Source organism: Streptomyces sp. Alt3 (assembly GCF_030719215.1).
Classification (GTDB): Bacteria; Actinomycetota; Actinomycetes; order Streptomycetales; family Streptomycetaceae; genus Streptomyces; species Streptomyces glycanivorans.
In genome coordinates this window covers 7,389,443-7,405,684 of record NZ_CP120983.1, presented here as the reverse complement: position 1 = coordinate 7,405,684, position 16,242 = coordinate 7,389,443, and the positions used below count along the sequence as shown (strand labels likewise).

Sequence of the window (16,242 nt, the reverse complement as noted above, 5' to 3'; positions counted from 1 at the left end):
CGGAGCAAAGCGGGGGACGGACAAGGAGCCGAGGACAGCTCCCGTGCGGCACGTGACGGGCCGCCCGCCGCTCAGCCGGGGTGGCCGGGACCCGGGGGGCCCTCCTCGCCACCGGCGGAGCCGACGGTGAATCGAAACGGCAACCGGGCCCTTTGGTGGACGGCGTCGAAGCCGAGCCGCAGGAGGTGAACCGTGTCGGGAGCACCGTCGTGGTCGGTGGTGTGCACCGTTTCGATCTGCGCGACGCAGCCGTCCGGAAGACGCAGGCGGGCCCGTGCGGCGGTGCCGGTCCACACCACCCCGTCCGAGCTGAGTCCGGGGCGCAGCCGGCTGACGAACACCTCCTCCAGCGACAGCGGGCGGTCCGCCTCGACCTCGTCGACGAGCAGCAGTTCTCCGGTGTCCCGGTGCCAGGAGAAGGCTCGGCGCAGCGCTGTCAGGCCGTTCACCTCGTAGGCCGAGGTGAGGTCGAGGGTCAGGTCCGCGCCGTGCGCGTGGACGTCGAGCTTCAGTACCTCTGCCGCACGTGCGGAGCCCGGGGACTGCTCACGGCCGTCGACGCGGGGAACGGAGTGCGCGCGTGAGGAGGCGTGCAGGAACGCGTAGCGGGTGGCCTCGTCGAAGTACCCCTTGCGGTACTCACCGGCGCCCAGGTCGGCGAGCAGCACCTCTCCCCCGGCCGCCAGTACGAACTGGCCGAGGTCGTTGTGGTTGTGCGGCTCGGCGTTGTGGGCGCCCTTGGCTGCGAAGGCCACGCCCTGCCCCCGGTCGACCAGCCAGGCGAGGTCGGGCAGGTACGCGGTGGGCGGCTCGGGTTCCGGCGCCGGGCCGGGGGCGGGTGCGCCCCAGCGCAGGGTCCGGGAGAGGTCGGCCCAGTCCCGTGGGAGGTCCGCCGCGCCGTCGGTGGCCTCCACGGCCTCGGCGGGGACGCGCACCCCGAGCCTGCGCGCGAGCTGCCCGGCGAGACCGGCCGGCACACGTGGCCGTTCCGCCGCGTCCGAGAAGGCGGGGAACAGCCCGCCGCCCAGGTGCACCGCGCCCGGGAAACGGGCGATGGCCGGCACCTTGGGGTGCGTGAGCAGATCCTCCCCGGTGAACTCCCTCAGCCCTTCGGCGAAGTAGACGAAGTGTGCGAACCCGAACACCCAGTAGTCCACCCCTTCCGCACATCCCCCGTCGTCGCCGAAGCCGCTGAGGTAGGTGAGCTGGGCGCGTCGGCACCGGTCGACGACGCGCGTCAGGCGCGGCCCCGGCTCCCACAGGGCCAGGGCCGCGAGGCCCGCGCAACCACCGCACACGGCAGCCCAGTTGTGTGCCCAGCTCTCCCAGAGAAGCGGGCGTTCGTCGTCGGCGAGGAGGGACAGCACCCGATGGTCCACCTGGTCGCGCACGCGGGCGGCGACCCGGGGGTGGAGCCGGTCGCCGCAGACCTGGACCGTCTCGGCGAGCATCTGCGCGGTGAGCGCGGCGAACAGGTCCAGGCACTGGTCCATGCCCCGGTCCAGTCGGGTCGCATGCATCTCGTGGGCGGGCAGCGCCCAGGTGTACTCGTCGCAGACGGACCACAACGCGTCCTGCAACGGCCCGAGTCCGGCTTCAGGGTCGAGAAGCGCCTCGGCGGCGAGGGTCGTCACCAGCGCCCGGCGCCGGAAGTACAGCTCCTCGTACGCCAGACGGTCACCGTCGTCGTCGAAGCGGCGGTACGCGGAGAAGGGCAGGTCCGGCATGCGCGTGCTCCGCGCGGATTCCGCCGCCGACCGGATGCGGGCGTGCAGCCCGCCCTGCCGGTCAGCTGCCGGCGCTTGCTGCGGGTCCGATGCCCGACCGGAAGCCGTCGGTGACATCACGCCTCCCCTCTCGTGCGGCGGGATCGCTCGCCGCGCCCCGGTCGCTGAAGTACGCCATGACGCGGCAGTTGCGCCACACCACGAACAGCACGCACCCGGGCAGCACCGCGAGCCCCGCCAACGGCGCCTGGTTGACGAGCAACAGGGCCACAGCCCCCAGCGCGAGGTTCATCAGGGCCAGCAGCCCGTGCCGGAGTACCGCGTACGGCGCCAGCAGGAAGAGCCGCCGCCCGATGCCGGCGCCCCCGGCCACATGCGCGAGCGCGACCGGCCAGGCCGCGGCGGCCACCAGCGCGACCACGACCGCCACCGGCACGACCGCCGCGCCCGGTGCGAAGGTTCGCAGTGTCACGACATCCACGACGGCCGCGATCACGAGCAGCACGAAGGGTGCCGAGACCAGCACCGCTCGCCGGTAGAGCCGCAGGTACGCGCGGGCGAACAGCCGTACCGGCGCCTGCTCGTTCCCGGTCGTGCCGCCGAGATACGCGAACGCGGCGGCGAGGGACGGTCCCGGCAGCATCAGCAGCAACAGCCCGAAGAACACGGGGTGCCGCCAGGGTTGAGGGGACGCGTGCAGCGCGGCCAGCAGGGGCAGATTGGTCACTGCGATCCCGAGGTTGACGACCAGGACACGGTGGACGTGCGCCCATATCAACTCCCAGGAACCGTAGGCGACGTTGAGCCGCGGATGCCGGCTCGCCTCCGTCCTCCCCATCCCTCAGCCCTTCACACCGGTCGTCGCGATGCCCCGCACGAAGTAGCGCTGGCCGAGCAGGAACACCGCCAGGACCGGCGCCAGGGAGAGCACCGAACCCGTCATGATCATCGCCGACTCCGCGTCGTACTGCCCGATGAAGGCGCGCAGCCCCAGCTGCACGGTCCACAGGCGGTTGTCGGTGAGGTAGATGAACGGACCCATGTAGTCGTTCCAGGTGTTCACGAACGTCAGCAGGGCCAGGCTCGCGAGCGCCGGCTTGGACAGCGGAAGCACGATCCGCGCCCAGATTCCGTACTCGGTCAGGCCGTCGAGGCGGGCCGCCTCGCTGATCTCGTCCGGGATCGTCAGATAGAACTGGCGCATCAGGAAGACACCGAACGCGCCGAACGCCTGTAGCAGGATGAGTGAAGTGTACGAGTTCACCAGGCCGAACTTCTGCATGATCACGTACTGCGGGACCATGTACGCCTGCCACGGCACCGCGATCGTCGCGATGTAGCCGGTGAAGAGCAGATCCCGGCCGGGGAAGCGCATCTTGGCGAAGCCGTAGGCCGCGAAGCTGCCGGTGAGCACCTGCAGGAACGTGATCACGATGCTCAGGAGGAACGAGTTGCCGAGGTAGGCGGCGAACGGCACCCGTGTCCAGATGGTGGTGAAGTTCTCCCATTTGAACTCTTCGGGGATCCACTGGATCGGCACCGTGAAGACATCTCGGTCGTCCTTGACCGACGAGATCAGCATCCAGATGAACGGCAGGAGCACCGCGAGGGCCACCACCGCGAGAAGTACGTACAGGGCGATCTGCCCGACGGCCGCCCCCGCCCCGCCGCGGGCACGGGGCTCCGCCGGGGGGCCCGCGGGAGCCGGGTCCGTGGGTGCGGTGCTGTCCTTGCGCAGCACAGTGGTGCTCATCGCTCGCTCCTTCGCTGCATCCGGAACTGGATCACCGTGATCACCAGGCAGATCAGGAAGAGCATGAGGGAGACCGCCGAGGCGTAGCCGAAGCGGCCCTGCGTGATGCCCTCACGGAAGATCAGCTGGGAGAGTACGAGGGTCGAGCGGCCCGGCCCGCCCTCGGTCATGACCTGCACGAGGTCGAAGACCTTGAAGCTGGAGACCGTGATCATGACGGTGACGAAGAAGGTCGTGGGCCGGAGTCCCGGCAGGGTGACGTGCCAGAACCGCTGCCACGCACCCGCGCCGTCCATGCGGGCCGCCTCGTACAGCTCGGCCGGGACGGTCTGCAGTCCGGCCAGGAACAGCACCATGTAGTAGCCCATGTCCCGCCACACGCTCGTGATGATCAGGGCGGGCATCGCCCAGTCCTGGGAGCTGGTCCAGCCCGGCGGGTCGTCGATGCCGAGGAAGGTGAGGAACTGGTTGACCGGTCCCGACTCGGGGCTCAGCAGCATGTTCCACACGACGGCGACGGCGACGAGCGAGGTGATGTACGGGAAGAAGAACGCGGTCCGCAGGACGTGCACGCCGCGCAGCTTCTGATTGAGCAGCACGGCAAGGCCGAGCGAGACCACGAGGGTGAGCGGGATGTGTCCCGCCGCGTAGTAGAGGGTGTTCTGCAGCGCGGCCCAGAAGTTGGAGTCGTTCCACAGCCGCTGGAAGTTGTCCAGGCCGGCCCACTTCGGGGTGGAGTAGGAGTCCCAGTCGGTGAAGGAGATCGCGAGCGCGCCGATCACCGGGACGAGGGTGAGGGCGGCGAACCCGACGAAGTTCGGCAGGATGAACGACCAGCCGACCAGAAGGTTGCGGCGCCGCCGACGCTTCTGGGCGGCCTGGTGGGCCGCGGAAGCGCCGCCGGACGGCTGCTCGGTGACGGGGGGTGCGACGGCACTCACTGGACTTCGTCCTTCACACGCTTGTCCATCTCCTTGACGCCCTCGTCGACGGACTTCTCACCGCTCATGATCATCTCGTGCTCCTCCTTGAGGATCTGGTCGATGTCGGAGGTCTTGTCGCTGACCGGCATCTCCAGTTGCACCGTGGTCGGCTGCATCGTCCTGCGGGAGAGTGCGTCCGCCGGCATGCCGTCGACGGAGAAGAAGGTGTCGAGGATCTTGTCGCTGGTGTACGCGGGCGTGACGCCGATCTTGGCGACGGCGGCGGCGCCCTTCGGACCCGAGGCCCAGGTGACGAACTTCTTGGCGGCGTCCGCGTTGCGGGCCTTCTTGTTGACGGCGAACGCGGTCGGCGAGCCGAAGGTGACGTTCTTGCCGTCGTTCTGGGCCTGCGGCATCGGCGCCATGCCCCAGTTGATGTCGTTCTTGCCCTGCGCCTTCTCGGCGAGCAGGGCGGCCGCCCACCACGAGCCCATCGGGACCATGGCGGCCTTGCCGGTGGTCAGCTGCGAGTCGTAGGTGATCTGGTTGCTGGAGGCCGTGGCGAACGGCAGGGTCGCCTTCGCCTTCTGCAGGCCGAGGGCCATCTCGTACTGGTCCTTGAAGAACGCGTAATCGCCGCCGAGCTGGTCGCCGCCCGTCTGCGCGGAGGAGATCGCCTGGACGACGGAGCGCCAGGTGTGCAGGTAGGTACCGTAGACCTTGTCGGACCCCGAGCCCTTGGTGAACTTCTTCGCCAGCTTCGCGTAGTCGTCCCAGGTCAGCTCGGACAGGTCCTCCTTGCCGACCATGTCCTTGTTGTAGAAGAGGACCCAGAAGTCCGAGCGGTACGGCAGCGCGTAGTACTTGCCGTCGAGGTCGTAGTCGTCGAGACCGGAGTACGACGCCTTGTCCAGCCCGGCCGCCTCGTCGGTCAGCGGCAGGAGCTGGTCACGGGTGGCATAGCGGGCGTAGTCGGTGACGTTCTTCATGGTCAGGACGTCGGTGGTGTCACCGCCCGCGAGCATGGTGGTGACCTTCTCCGGGTAGTTGTCGGCGAGGATGTCGACCGGCTGGACGTCGATGCCGGGGTTCTCGGCCTCGAAGCCCTCGATCAGGGCCTTGAACTCCGGTGTGGTCTTGTAGTTCCACAGCGCGATCTTCACGACGGTCCCGCCCTGGGACGACGAGGTGCTGTCCGTGCCGCTGGCGTCGCAGGCGGTGGTGGTGAGGGTCGCGGCGACGATCAGCGGCGCGATACGTGCGAGGTTCTTCGTCAACTTCATAGCGGCGGCTCTCCTTTGAGCGGTTGGTGACGGTCGGACAAGCGGGTCTGGGTCAGGCGCTCAGGCCAAGGGCCCAGCTCTCCGCGGTGATCTCTGCGCGCAGCGGCCTGTCGGCCACCCAGCGGGCGAGTTCGTCGAGGACGTGGTCGGTCAGCCGGCCGATCTCGGTGCCCAGGGACCCGGCGATGTGCGGCGTGATCATCACGCGGGCGAGGCGGCGCAACGGCGAGTCGGTGGGCAGCGGTTCGGGGTCGGTGACGTCGAGGATCGCGAAGAGCCGGCGGTCGGCGCACTCGGCGGCCAGCGCGTCGGGGTCGACGAGCGAGCCGCGGGCGGTGTTGATGACCGTCGCGAAGTCGGGGAGCAGACCCAACTGCTCGGCGCCGATCAGGTGATGGGTCTCGGGCAGCTCGGGGGCGTGCACGGACAGCACGTGGACCTGCGGCAGCATCTCCTCCAGCGGTACGAGCCTCGCACCGGCTCGCGCCACCTCCTCCGGGTCGGCGTACGGGTCGGCCACCAGGCAGGTGGTGCCTCGCAGCACCCGCAGCAGTTCGACGACCTGGCGGCCGATCCGCGAGAACCCGACGATGCCGACGGTCCGCCGGAAGTTGGACAGGTCGCCGTAGCCGGTGACCGAGCCCCAGCCCCCGTAGGCGTGCCGCTCGTCGGCGGCGAGGAACGGGACCTTCTTCCCGGCGAAGATGATCGCGGCGAGGGTGTACTCCGCCACCGGCACGGCGTTGGCGTCGGCGGCGCTGGTCACGCGGATCCCGCGCCGCCACACCTCCTGTCCGACCAGGTCACGCACGCTGCCCGCCCCGTGCAGCACGGCCCGCAGGCGGGGTGCGGCGGCGAGTCGCTGCGGGGTGAGAGCGGGCGCGCCCCACGACGTGAGCAGCACTTCGGCGCGGGCCAGGCGTTCGCGTGACCGTGCGCTGTCGAGGTCGTCCGTCCAGCAGGGCTCGTCCAGGGCGACGAGGTCGGAGAGGCGGCGCAGCCGGTCCTGATCGAAGTGTGCCTCGAAGCTGGACCTGCTCATCACGACCAGAGCGCGGGCCTTGGTCTGCATACGGTGCGGGCTCCTCTGTCTCCGGGCTCCCGCTCAAACAGCAGGTGCCATTCGTGTTTCCGGCGAGTTCCAGCCAGAAGACGCTGAGTCAGAGATAGTGGTCACCCACACAGACCCACCAGAGCTCGACCACAGACGAAACGATCCGAACAGACTCGAACATCGCCCGGGCTCAGCACCGGACGGGAGGGGATGCGCCATGACGTCGACACGGCCCACCGGACCCGACGGACCCCCGGGACCTGCCGCGAGGGCCGACCAGCTTTTCGCGCTGCAACGCCGCGAACGGCTGATGGACCAGCTGCGGCTGCACGGCGCTGTTCGCGTACGCGATCTCGCGCAGGACCTCTCGGTCAGCGAGCTGACGATCCGGCGCGACATCGCGGCGCTGGCCGATCGCGGCCTGCTGACCCGGGTGCACGGTGGGGCCACGCTGCCCTCCGCACTGGAGCAGGAGCCGGTGCGCCGCAGGCGTCTCGCGATGCCGGCGTTCACGATCGGGATGGTCGTTCCCTCACTGGACTTCTACTGGCCGCAGATCGTCAGTGGCGTCCGCAACGCCGCGGCGGCGCACGGCGTGAACGTCCAGCTGCGGGGCTCCAGCTACGACCCGGCGGAGGACCGCCGGCAGATCGTCCGGCTGACCGAATCCGGACGGGTGCAGGGAGTGCTCCTCGCGCCGAACCTGGAGGGTCCCGGCATGCACGAGATGATCGACTGGATCGGCAGGCTGCCGGTCCCCGTGGTCTTCGTGGAGCGCAACACACCTGACTGGACCCCGACGCCGCACCAGCTCGAATGGGTACGCAGCGATCACGCGACCGGGCTGGAGATGGCGGTCCGGCATCTGCACACGCTCGGCCACCGCCATATCGGGCTCGTACTGTCCAAGGGCAGCCCCACGTCGGCGCACCTGGCCGTGGGGTGGGACCGCGCCTGCGCCGGGCTCGGTCTGTCAGCCGACTTCCTGATACGCGAGAGCGTCGCCCTCGACGTCCCGGGGCACCGCCGGATCATCGGCGACATCCTGGAAGGCTGCCGTCGCTCCGGCATCACCGCGCTCATCGTGCACAGCGACCCCGACGCGCTCTCGGTGGTGCAGTACCTGACCGAGCAGGGCGTCCGCGTCCCCGACGACCTGGCGATCGTCAGCTACGACGACGAGGTCGCCCATCTCGCCGACCCGGCCATCACGGCCGTCCGGCCACCCAAGGCGCTCGTGGGACGCACGGCCGTCGAGATGATGCTGGCGCGCCTGCTCGAAGGCCCTCGCCGTCCGGCCCAACGCGCGCTCATCCTGCCGGAGCTGATGATCCGCGCCTCGTCGCTCCCGGCCGGACCGAACTCCGTTCCCCCGCACACGGCGCGGCGCCGCGAACCGGCCTGAGCGGTCCCGGCGACACCTCCGCCGGGACCGCTCGGGCGCACACCGACCGCCTACCGCGCGGCGTCCTCCTTGCGCACCAACTGCTCGTACGCCGTTCGCAGCCTGCTCGCGAGCTGCTCGGCGCCTACGGTGTCGAGGCCCGCCCGCCCGGCCACGGCGGACTTCGCGGCGGCGGCCGCCCGCGCGAACACGTCCCACGACGCGGCCGTGTACGCCCCCCGCTCCGGCGCCGCGGTCTCCGCGAGGGCACGGCGGACCGGCGCCGTGTCAGCCCTGCCGCCCGCCGTGCGGGAGGCGGAGAAGGTGTTGAACGCGTCGAGGACGAGCGTCCCCGACTTCAGGACGAACCTCACCCGGTGCTTGCCTTCCGGCAGACCGCGCAGCGTGTACGTCGCCAGACGCTTGTCCGCGACGGCGGTCTTCGAGTCCCTGGCCACGAGCTCGCCGTCGACGTACACGTCGAGGACGGCGCTGCCGTCGTTGCCGCCGATGACATCGACTCCCGTACCGCGGAACGGGACGGTGAAGGAAGCGCCCGCCGTCGCGCTCGTCGACGTCGAGCGGTACCAGTCCATCGCGTCGCCGAGCGAGGCCTTCCTGCTCCACGCGCCCTCGTACGCGATCGCACTGTCCATGTTGTCCAACTGCGCTCCGGCGTAGGGCGTGTAGCCGTCGATCGTCTCGACCTTCAGGTTGTCGAAGCCCGTCCTGTGGAAGTCGCTCCCGAGCTTGACGCGGCCCTCGGTCTGCGGGGTCGGGTCGTCGTAGACCGCCACCGCCTCGCCGTCGACGTAGGCGGTGACCTGTGCCCCCTTCGCCTCCACGGCGAGGCGGTAACCGCCGGCCGCCGCGACCTCGCCCTGCGCGCGGGCCGTGCCGTACTCGTAGAAGGTCCAGGCGCCGTCGGGGCCGATGCGCAGGTTGTAGGCGGCGTCGCTGATCGACATGCCCTTCTGCTGGCGCACGCCCAGGGCCGCGAGGCCGCCGTCCGGGTCGGGGAAGGAGACGTCGACCGACGCCTTGTAGTTCTCCCAGCGGAAGTCACCGACCGTGGTGTTCGGTGTGTTCCTGTTCCAGGCGCCGGTGTCCTTCATGGACTGGTCCATGTACTGGTACAGCACTCCGTCGCCGCCCACCTCCCATGCGCCGGTCTGGTCGACCATGTAGCGGGGCTGGTTCCCACGCGAGGCGAGGTAGGGCTGGAGCGTCCTGCCGACCTTGACCCTTCCCTCTTCCTCGTACGCGAAGTCGTCCGCGTACAGGTACGTGTCCCGGGTGTCGCCCCGTTTGCCGCTCCCGTCGGTGTCGAGGACGGTGCGCTCCCCGGACTCGGGCAGGCGCTGCTTCGTGGACGCGTCGGCGCTCCTGTCGAGAGTGGTGAGTGTGGTGATGGACCGCGGCTTCACTGTGTACGTGTACGCACCATCGGCGCCCGGCCCGATCTCGTCGGCCAGCCGCTTGAAGTTGGCGTCGTAGCGCTGCCCGGCGTCGGCCGCCCGGGTCTCCCAGACCTCCATCGTGCGGTCACGGCCGAGCCGTAGATTCTCGGCTTTGATCCGATAGGTCTTCGGCTGGTCGCTGTCATTGACGACGACGGTCGAGAAGTCCTTCTTCCCGGGATCGGCGAGCGTCATGTAGCTGGGGGCGCCGTTGGAGCCGTCAAGATTCTCGGTGCCGCTCACTCCGCTGTAACTGGCTTCGGGCACCGTGCGCCAGATGCCGGCCGTGTTCGTGTCGTTCTCCCAGCCCGTCCTCGCGAATCCGGTGAACTGCTGCATCACGTACAGCGCCGCGTCGTAGTGGAGATGTCCCGACCACGGGTCACGCGCGCTGACCAGTTCCTTGTGGCTGTACTGGGCACCCTCGTAGAAGGATCCGATCGCCGGCTGGAAGATGTAATGCGTGCGCTTGGAGTTCGCGTAACTCTTGACGAGCCGGTTGGCGATGTCGAGAGCGCTCTGCACGCCACCGATTCCGGTACTGGCGCCGTCGGGACCCTCGGTGTTGTTGACCCTGTAGTCGGTGTAGCCGAACGAGCCGGTCCCTTCGCTGTACCAGACCTCCTTGTCCTGGCCGTAGGTGTTGTCGCCGGTCGCCAGCTTCGTGTACGGCAGGTAGGTGGGGCTGTCCACGGCACCCTCGCGCCGGTCCTCCGTGGTGTAGTGGTAGCCCGCCGCGTCGACGATCCCGAAGAGATCGGCGTCGCTGAGCATCGCCGGGCCCATGTTGAGGGTGTTGTTCTCGTCGGAGGCGACGATCTTGATGCGGTGGTAGGCCCTGGCGACGGCTTCCCGCGCGCGGGCCGGAATCCCGTAGCGCTCGTCGGCGAAGTCCGTGTCGTTCACGACCGCGTTCTTGTACCACTTGACGAACGGGATGTCCGGCGTGCGGGTCTCGTTCTTGTCCGGATCGACATAGTCGATCATGTACCCGTACTTTTCGTGGACGTCGAGAATGGTCTCCTTGTACCAGCGGTACATTTCATCCGTACCGGTGCCCTTGTTCCATTCCAGCTGGACCCATCGGGGCATTTCCCAGCGCAGGATCGAGACCTTGAGCTTCGGGTTGACCGTCTTGGCGTCGGCTGCCAGCTGGAAGCCGGGCGAACGGGAGGCGTCGGCGAGTTCGTCCCGTGTGCGCATGGTCGCCGGGTCGGCGCCGGTCGAGGTGTTCGTGTCGGACCCCATCTCGACCTTCACGTGATTGACCAGGGGGTTCCCACCGCCGAACAACACACGGACCAGCTGCCAGTACCGCTCGGGGTGCTCGGCCTTGTAATCCATCAGCAGATTGGTCGTACTGTTGCAGCTGAGTACGCCGAGGCCCTTGTACGTCAGGCCGTTCACGTTCTCGGCGCGCACGTCGTCGCCGTCGACCACGACCTCGACCGGGTCCTCCGCCGCGTGCGTGGGAGGCGCGGCTACCAGCCCCGTCCCCAGCGTCACGGCAGCGGCCGCGGCGAGCGCAGCCCATCTCGGCCTTCTCCGCGCACGCGTCTTCGTCTGTGTGCGCGTGTTCTGTGTACCCATCCAGCATCGTTTCCTTTGCCTCGTCTGCCTCGTCCTGGCTCGGGCGCGGGAACATGACACAACGACGCCGCTCGAACCCTCTACGGATCGCCCGCACACGACCACATTCATTCGCACTCGAACATCGGGGCCGGTGACCGCAACAGCCGTCGGCAGGAAGGCCGAACGACGAAAGTGAACACGCACGGTCGTGCCCGTGCCGGTGGGGATCCGCGCATCGTCGCCTTTGGTCGCTGAGGTACGCGACTTTCCGGGGCAGCTCCCACGTGGGCGTGATCGCGACGATGGTCATCCAGGCGAGAGACGGCCGCGAGCAGTGGCGGCCGGGCGGCGCACGAGATGTGACCAGAGGGAGACACCCCGTGGAGAGAACGCAGTTGCAGACGGCCGAGCGATTCGTCGTGAGCCAGAAGCTGACCGTGACGACCAATCAGTACGTGGTGAGCTCGGTTCAGCCCGACGGGTCGGCCGGTGAGGTCGTCGCGTTCGCCCAGCAGGAGCTGATGGCATTGAAGGACCAGGTGATCATCTACACCGACGAGTCCCGGGACCGCGTCCTGTGCACCTTCGAGGCCGACAAGGTCCTGGACGTCGGCGCCGTCCACACGGTGCGGGACGAGGACGGGAACCCCATCGGTTCGTTCCGTGAGAAGATCCTGACCTCTCTGCTGCGCTCGACCTGGGTCCTCGATCAGCCAGGGCTGGCGGAGCTCACCGGACGCGAGCGCAACGCGGCACTGGCTGTACTGCGCAGGATCTGGGACTTCCTGCCGGCCACCGAGTTCGTACCGTTCGCGTGGCCACGTCACTTCGACTTCGCCGAAGGTGGCAGGCGCTGGATGGCGGTCGAGAGGAAATTCCGGCTGCGCGACCGCTATCGGGTGGACATCGCGAACGTGGGCCTGGACCGCCGGCTCGCCATAGCGCAGGCCGTGGCGCTGGACGCCTTGCAGTGACGTCGGCGCGTCCGTGCCCGTTGCGGCGTGCCACCGTGGTGGCGCCGCAGGTCATCCCGAGGCCAGCTGCTCCGCGATCTCCTTGATCCAACCGGAGCTCCTCGACGGGTCGTTCAGGCTCTCCGCCCACGCTTCCGGCTCCAGCTTGTGCTTGGCGGGACCGGACTTGAGAGCGACGAGCAGGGCCCTTGCGGACTCACGCATCTCGGCCGTCGTCCCGCCGCTCCCGGAGATCTCGGGACCCGCGGCCAAGGCGTAGATCTCGCGTGCCATGGCCTGGCGTTCGCCCTTGGACACCTTCTTCCAGAACTTCAGGGCATGCTTCAGCGAATCCCCGCGGGACGCGGCCTCCGCCGGTGTCCCGCCCTCCGGCGCCCAGCGCTCGGGGTGGTGGACCTCCTCGTAGCGCTTGGTGGCGGCGCGGAGCGCCTTGTACATGGTGACGCCGAGGACGAGGCCGGCCCCGGCCCCGGCGAGGCCCCACCCGACCGGGTTGCTCGCCAGCCCGACCGTTCCCGCCGCTACCGCCGTCACGACGCCGGCCGCGGCCTTGGTGGACTCGCCCCCGCCCCCGACCGTTTCCTTGCCGATCTTGGCGAGCTGCTTCTTCCTGGCGTACCCCTGCACCGTGCTCAGCCTCTCGATGTCCCTCTCGGCTCGCTGGAGGTTCTCCGCGGCGTCACGGGCTTCGCCCATCGCCTCCCAGGCGGCGTCGACGGCCTCGGAGACGAGTTCCAGCCGTCCCCCCTCGCCCTCGTGCTTCCAGTAGGCGTCGAGCGCGACGTAGGCCTCGGCCGCGGCCCAGTTCGCGTGCTCCCGCGACTCGTTCAACCGTGCCAGTGATCCCGCGTGCACGAGGTGGGGATCTCCCAGCTTCTTGACCTGCCGGTACTTTCGGGCCGCTCCCCCGACGCGGAATGCCGACCGCATGCCCTTGATCGCACCGACGGAAGCGCTGGCGATACCGCTCGCCTCGGACGCCACCGCGGCGTCCGCCGCCTTCTGGATCTTGGTCACCTCCTTGGCGACGGCCGCGCTGTAGCTTCCCGATCCGGCGGCACCGACGACCGTGTCGGCGCCCTTGGTCCTGGCCTTCTTCTTCGCCGTGTGATGGCCGGCCCCGGTCTCGTGCTTCCTCGCGTCCTTCATGTTCTTGTACGCGTCCATGCCGCTGACCACGGTGCCGGCGGCCTCCGTGAGGAGGTTCCCCGAGGCGGCGGACGTCCCCGAGGCGGCGGCGGAGTGCTTGAGGCCCTCGTTGGCCGCGGTCGCGGCCTGCTGGGTGAATGCCGCGTTGGTAGGTGTCTGGAAGCCCTTGACGAAGGTGTCGATGGGCTCGAGATTCTTCTTGAATCTGTCGAGCAGCCCGGCGATCCGGTCGCGGTAGTTCTTCTTCGCCGCGGCAGGCGCACCCCCGTTCTCCGCAGCCCTCCCACCGGAGCTGTCCCGGGCGCGCTGCACCGCCACGGCCGCGGCCCGGTTGCCGACGCGGGACTGCAATTCGAGGAAGGCGCGCTCCGTCGAACGTGGGGACGAGCCCCCGGCCCGGCTCTCTTCCCGGCGCTGCAGGGCCGGCGTCAGGACGGCTGCGGACGGCCGCGCCGAGGTACGGCGGATCGGGGTGCTCATGGATGTACCTCTCCTGAACCGGGCCGGGCGAGGCGAAGGTAGCCGTGGCCGGCCAACAGAAGGGGTGCGGCGGGGAAACTCCCCGCAGACGCTGTGGGACGTGTGGTGGTGGATCCCGTCGGACGTCGCATCCGCGTGGCGAGGAGGTGTCCCCGGCCGGCCGTCCCTCACCTGCTCGGCGACGACGGGGACACCGGTCGCGGCTGCGGTGTCGGTCCGCTGACGTATCGTTCCCGCCACCGCACACCGACTCGGAGGACCAAGAGAATTGTCCGGCCTGCCTGCGTTCCCGCTGCCCTTTCACACCTCCCGCTCCATATCGTTCGCGACGCCCCGGACGCTGCGGGAACTTCAGATGATGCGGTGCAGCTCCCACATCCGGGCGAAGCCGGGATGGTTCGACAAGATGCACGATGCCGGCATCGTCGCCAGGTGGACGCGGGAAGCGGCTGCCCAGGGGCTCACCGAGGCACAGATCCAGTACGTGCTCGCCGAGCTCGTGCATTACGCCGCGCTGCGTGACGGGCGGACCGGCATCGAGGTGTCCGCCGTAGACGGGGTGTGGCATTCGGACACGCTGGTCGACGAAAAGCTCAGGTCCCGGCTGCGCGAGGCGGTCCGGGTTCTGGAAGAGGTCCCCGAGGCGGATCGGGACTGGCATCCGGGATCCGGCGGCCAGGTACTGGATCTGGTTCATCCCTCACTGTTCTGCCTGGTGAGAGAGGCGGGCAACGCACCCGAGCGGGCCTGGCGTAACCCCACGGACCGCTACTCCGCCTACGAGTTCTCGGAGAGGTTCCAGTGGCTTCCCACGGACGTCGATGTCAGCGCCGACGGCGGTGTCGACTTCCGTTCGTACGTCAACAACGTCCACCCCGGGATTCATCACGAGCTGGCGACCGTCCTGCCGGACGTGTTCGCGCGCATGCGTCCTCTGCTGGAGAACGTCCTCACGGATCTGCGCCATCCGCGGCCCCTGCGGATCGAAGCCGATCCCCACGGGTGGTACGACTCGGAGCCGGAGTATCCGCACAAGTCCTCCTACAGCGACGAAACGGCCTACGCGGAAGCCCTCCGCGTCTGGGAGGAGGCCCAGGACGACTGGTGGGAGAACCGGCGCCCGGTCATCCCGGACGCCCCGGCCTTCACCCCGCCGGAGCTGCCCGGTGAATCCGCCCGGGTCGATCTGCGCGGCCGCGGTCTCCAGGTCATCGTCAAGCTCGCCACCATTCATCTCACCCCGGACGAGCCCGAGTACCTCGGCGGTTCCTGGCACGTCGAGGGGATGGTGAACGAGCGGATCGTCTCGACCGGCATCTATTACTGGGACAGCGAGAACATCACCGAGAGCCGGCTGAGCTTCCGGGCGGCGCTCGACGACCCGAACTACGAACAGAACGACGACACCGGTCTGCGCGAGGTCTACGGCCTGGAGAACGAAGACGCCCTGAACCAGGCTCTGGGATCGGCGTCGACGCCGGCCGGGCGCTGCCTGGCGTTCCCGAACATCCTGCAGCACCGCGTCGGGTCCTTCCGCCTCACGGACCCCACGCGGCCGGGATATCGAAAGATTCTCGCGTTCTTCCTGGTCGACCCGTCGGAGAAGATCGTCTCGACATCCGATGTACCCCCGCAGCAGCCGTGGTCCGACGCCTCGACCATGACGCTCGAACAGGCCAGGGTCTATCGCGAACAACTCATGCAGGAACGCAAGTTCTTCGTCGCCGAACACAACGAGCAGCTCTACGAGCGCGAATTCTCCCTCTGCGAGCACTGAACCCGGACCGCGGCGTCGAGCATCACGACCTTACGGACACCGGACGCCCGCGGCGGATCCGGCGACAGGGCCGAACCGACCGCCGGCGGCCGAACCGGACACCGCCCGTCACGCGGGCCCCGAGGTCGCCGATTACGTGGCCCAATCTCATTGCTGCACGGCCGAGTTGAGCCGCGCAGGACTGTTGACGTGGGCACGCCCCAATGCTCTGATGATCTTGATGCTGGCCCACGGCCCTCACGGTCGTCCCTGAAGGAGTATGCATGCGTCCCTCCCTGCGGCGTACGGTCACCGGTGGCGCCCTCTCGATGGCATTCCTGGGGGCCGGTCTCGTCGCCGCACCCTCGGCCTCCGCTGCGGCGGCGTACAACGGCGCCTGCGGAACCGGGTACACCGTCGTCAACTCGGCCGCGGTGGGCACCAGGGGGATGACGTATCTGACCTACAGCGCGGCCACGGGGAAGAACTGCATCGTCACCATTCGCAACACGTCGGGTACGGGCGTCTACATCTACGCGGGATTCCAGCTCGCCGACCAGGGAGACACCGCCGTGGACGACCACGGCACGTACACCAGCTACGCGGGTCCCGTGTACATCAGCGGCAAGGGAGCCTGCATCGACTGGTCCGGCGCGATCGGCCCCGCGCCCGAGCAGTACGTCATCCGGTACGCGACGAACTGCGGCTGATCCAGCGGGCGGTGGGG

Annotated in this window: 12 protein-coding genes; 4 read left to right on the top strand and 8 right to left on the bottom strand. The window is 69.0% G+C overall.

Annotated features, from left to right (window positions below):
• Nucleotides 1-71: 71 nt before the first annotated feature.
• The 6 genes from P8A20_RS32875 to P8A20_RS32850 form a co-directional block, all read right to left on the bottom strand.
• Complete coding sequence (locus tag P8A20_RS32875) at nt 72-1,727, bottom strand: heparinase II/III domain-containing protein (RefSeq protein ID WP_306104808.1); 1,656 nt, start codon at nt 1,725-1,727, stop codon at nt 72-74.
• 61 nt (nt 1,728-1,788) lie between these two features.
• A complete protein-coding gene (locus P8A20_RS32870; protein WP_306104807.1) occupies nt 1,789-2,565 on the bottom strand; it encodes a hypothetical protein in 777 nt (258 codons plus the stop codon).
• Nucleotides 2,566-2,568: 3 nt separating this feature from the next.
• Complete coding sequence (locus P8A20_RS32865; RefSeq protein WP_306104806.1) at nt 2,569-3,480, bottom strand: carbohydrate ABC transporter permease; 912 nt, start codon at nt 3,478-3,480, stop codon at nt 2,569-2,571.
• Nucleotides 3,477-4,421: a carbohydrate ABC transporter permease gene (locus tag P8A20_RS32860; RefSeq protein WP_147962621.1), complete on the bottom strand. Its 945-nt coding sequence runs from the start codon at nt 4,419-4,421 to the stop codon at nt 3,477-3,479. Before P8A20_RS32860 ends, P8A20_RS32865 begins: the two co-directional genes overlap by 4 nt.
• Nucleotides 4,418-5,686, bottom strand: coding sequence for an ABC transporter substrate-binding protein (locus tag P8A20_RS32855; protein WP_187282343.1), 1,269 nt, complete (start codon nt 5,684-5,686; stop codon nt 4,418-4,420). The genes P8A20_RS32860 and P8A20_RS32855 overlap by 4 nt, the downstream gene beginning before the upstream one ends.
• Nucleotides 5,687-5,738: 52 nt before the next feature.
• Nucleotides 5,739-6,758, bottom strand: a complete 1,020-nt coding sequence (locus tag P8A20_RS32850) for a hydroxyacid dehydrogenase (RefSeq protein ID WP_306104805.1) — start codon at nt 6,756-6,758, stop codon at nt 5,739-5,741.
• Nucleotides 6,759-6,957: 199 nt separating this feature from the next.
• On the opposite strand from P8A20_RS32850, the gene P8A20_RS32845 reads away from it, so the two are divergent.
• Nucleotides 6,958-8,145, top strand: coding sequence for a substrate-binding domain-containing protein (locus P8A20_RS32845; protein WP_147962619.1), 1,188 nt, complete (start codon nt 6,958-6,960; stop codon nt 8,143-8,145).
• 50 nt (nt 8,146-8,195) lie between these two features.
• Here P8A20_RS32845 and P8A20_RS32840 read toward each other — a convergent pair whose 3' ends face one another.
• Nucleotides 8,196-11,174 (bottom strand): GH59 galactosidase, encoded by a 2,979-nt coding sequence (locus P8A20_RS32840; RefSeq protein ID WP_306104804.1) that lies wholly within the window; start codon nt 11,172-11,174, stop codon nt 8,196-8,198.
• Between the two features lie 362 nt (nt 11,175-11,536).
• On the opposite strand from P8A20_RS32840, the gene P8A20_RS32835 reads away from it, so the two are divergent.
• Nucleotides 11,537-12,130 carry an LURP-one-related family protein gene (locus P8A20_RS32835; protein ID WP_306104803.1) on the top strand — a complete coding sequence of 198 codons (594 nt, stop codon included), beginning with the start codon at nt 11,537-11,539 and terminating at the stop codon, nt 12,128-12,130.
• Nucleotides 12,131-12,181: 51 nt separating this feature from the next.
• On the opposite strand, the gene P8A20_RS32830 is transcribed toward P8A20_RS32835, so the two are convergent.
• On the bottom strand, nt 12,182-13,759 hold the full coding sequence (locus tag P8A20_RS32830; RefSeq protein WP_306104802.1) for a hypothetical protein: 1,578 nt from the start codon (nt 13,757-13,759) through the stop codon (nt 12,182-12,184).
• A gap of 268 nt (nt 13,760-14,027) precedes the next feature.
• Here P8A20_RS32830 and P8A20_RS32825 point away from each other — a divergent pair, with 268 nt between their 5' ends.
• Together P8A20_RS32825 and P8A20_RS32820 are read left to right on the top strand one after the other, a co-directional pair.
• Nucleotides 14,028-15,536 carry a DUF4246 domain-containing protein gene (locus P8A20_RS32825; protein WP_306104801.1) on the top strand — a complete coding sequence of 503 codons (1,509 nt, stop codon included), beginning with the start codon at nt 14,028-14,030 and terminating at the stop codon, nt 15,534-15,536.
• 263 nt (nt 15,537-15,799) lie between these two features.
• The gene (locus tag P8A20_RS32820; protein ID WP_147962614.1) at nt 15,800-16,225 is read left to right on the top strand and encodes a spore-associated protein A; all 426 of its coding nucleotides are present in this window, start codon (nt 15,800-15,802) and stop codon (nt 16,223-16,225) included.
• Nucleotides 16,226-16,242: the final 17 nt, after the last annotated feature.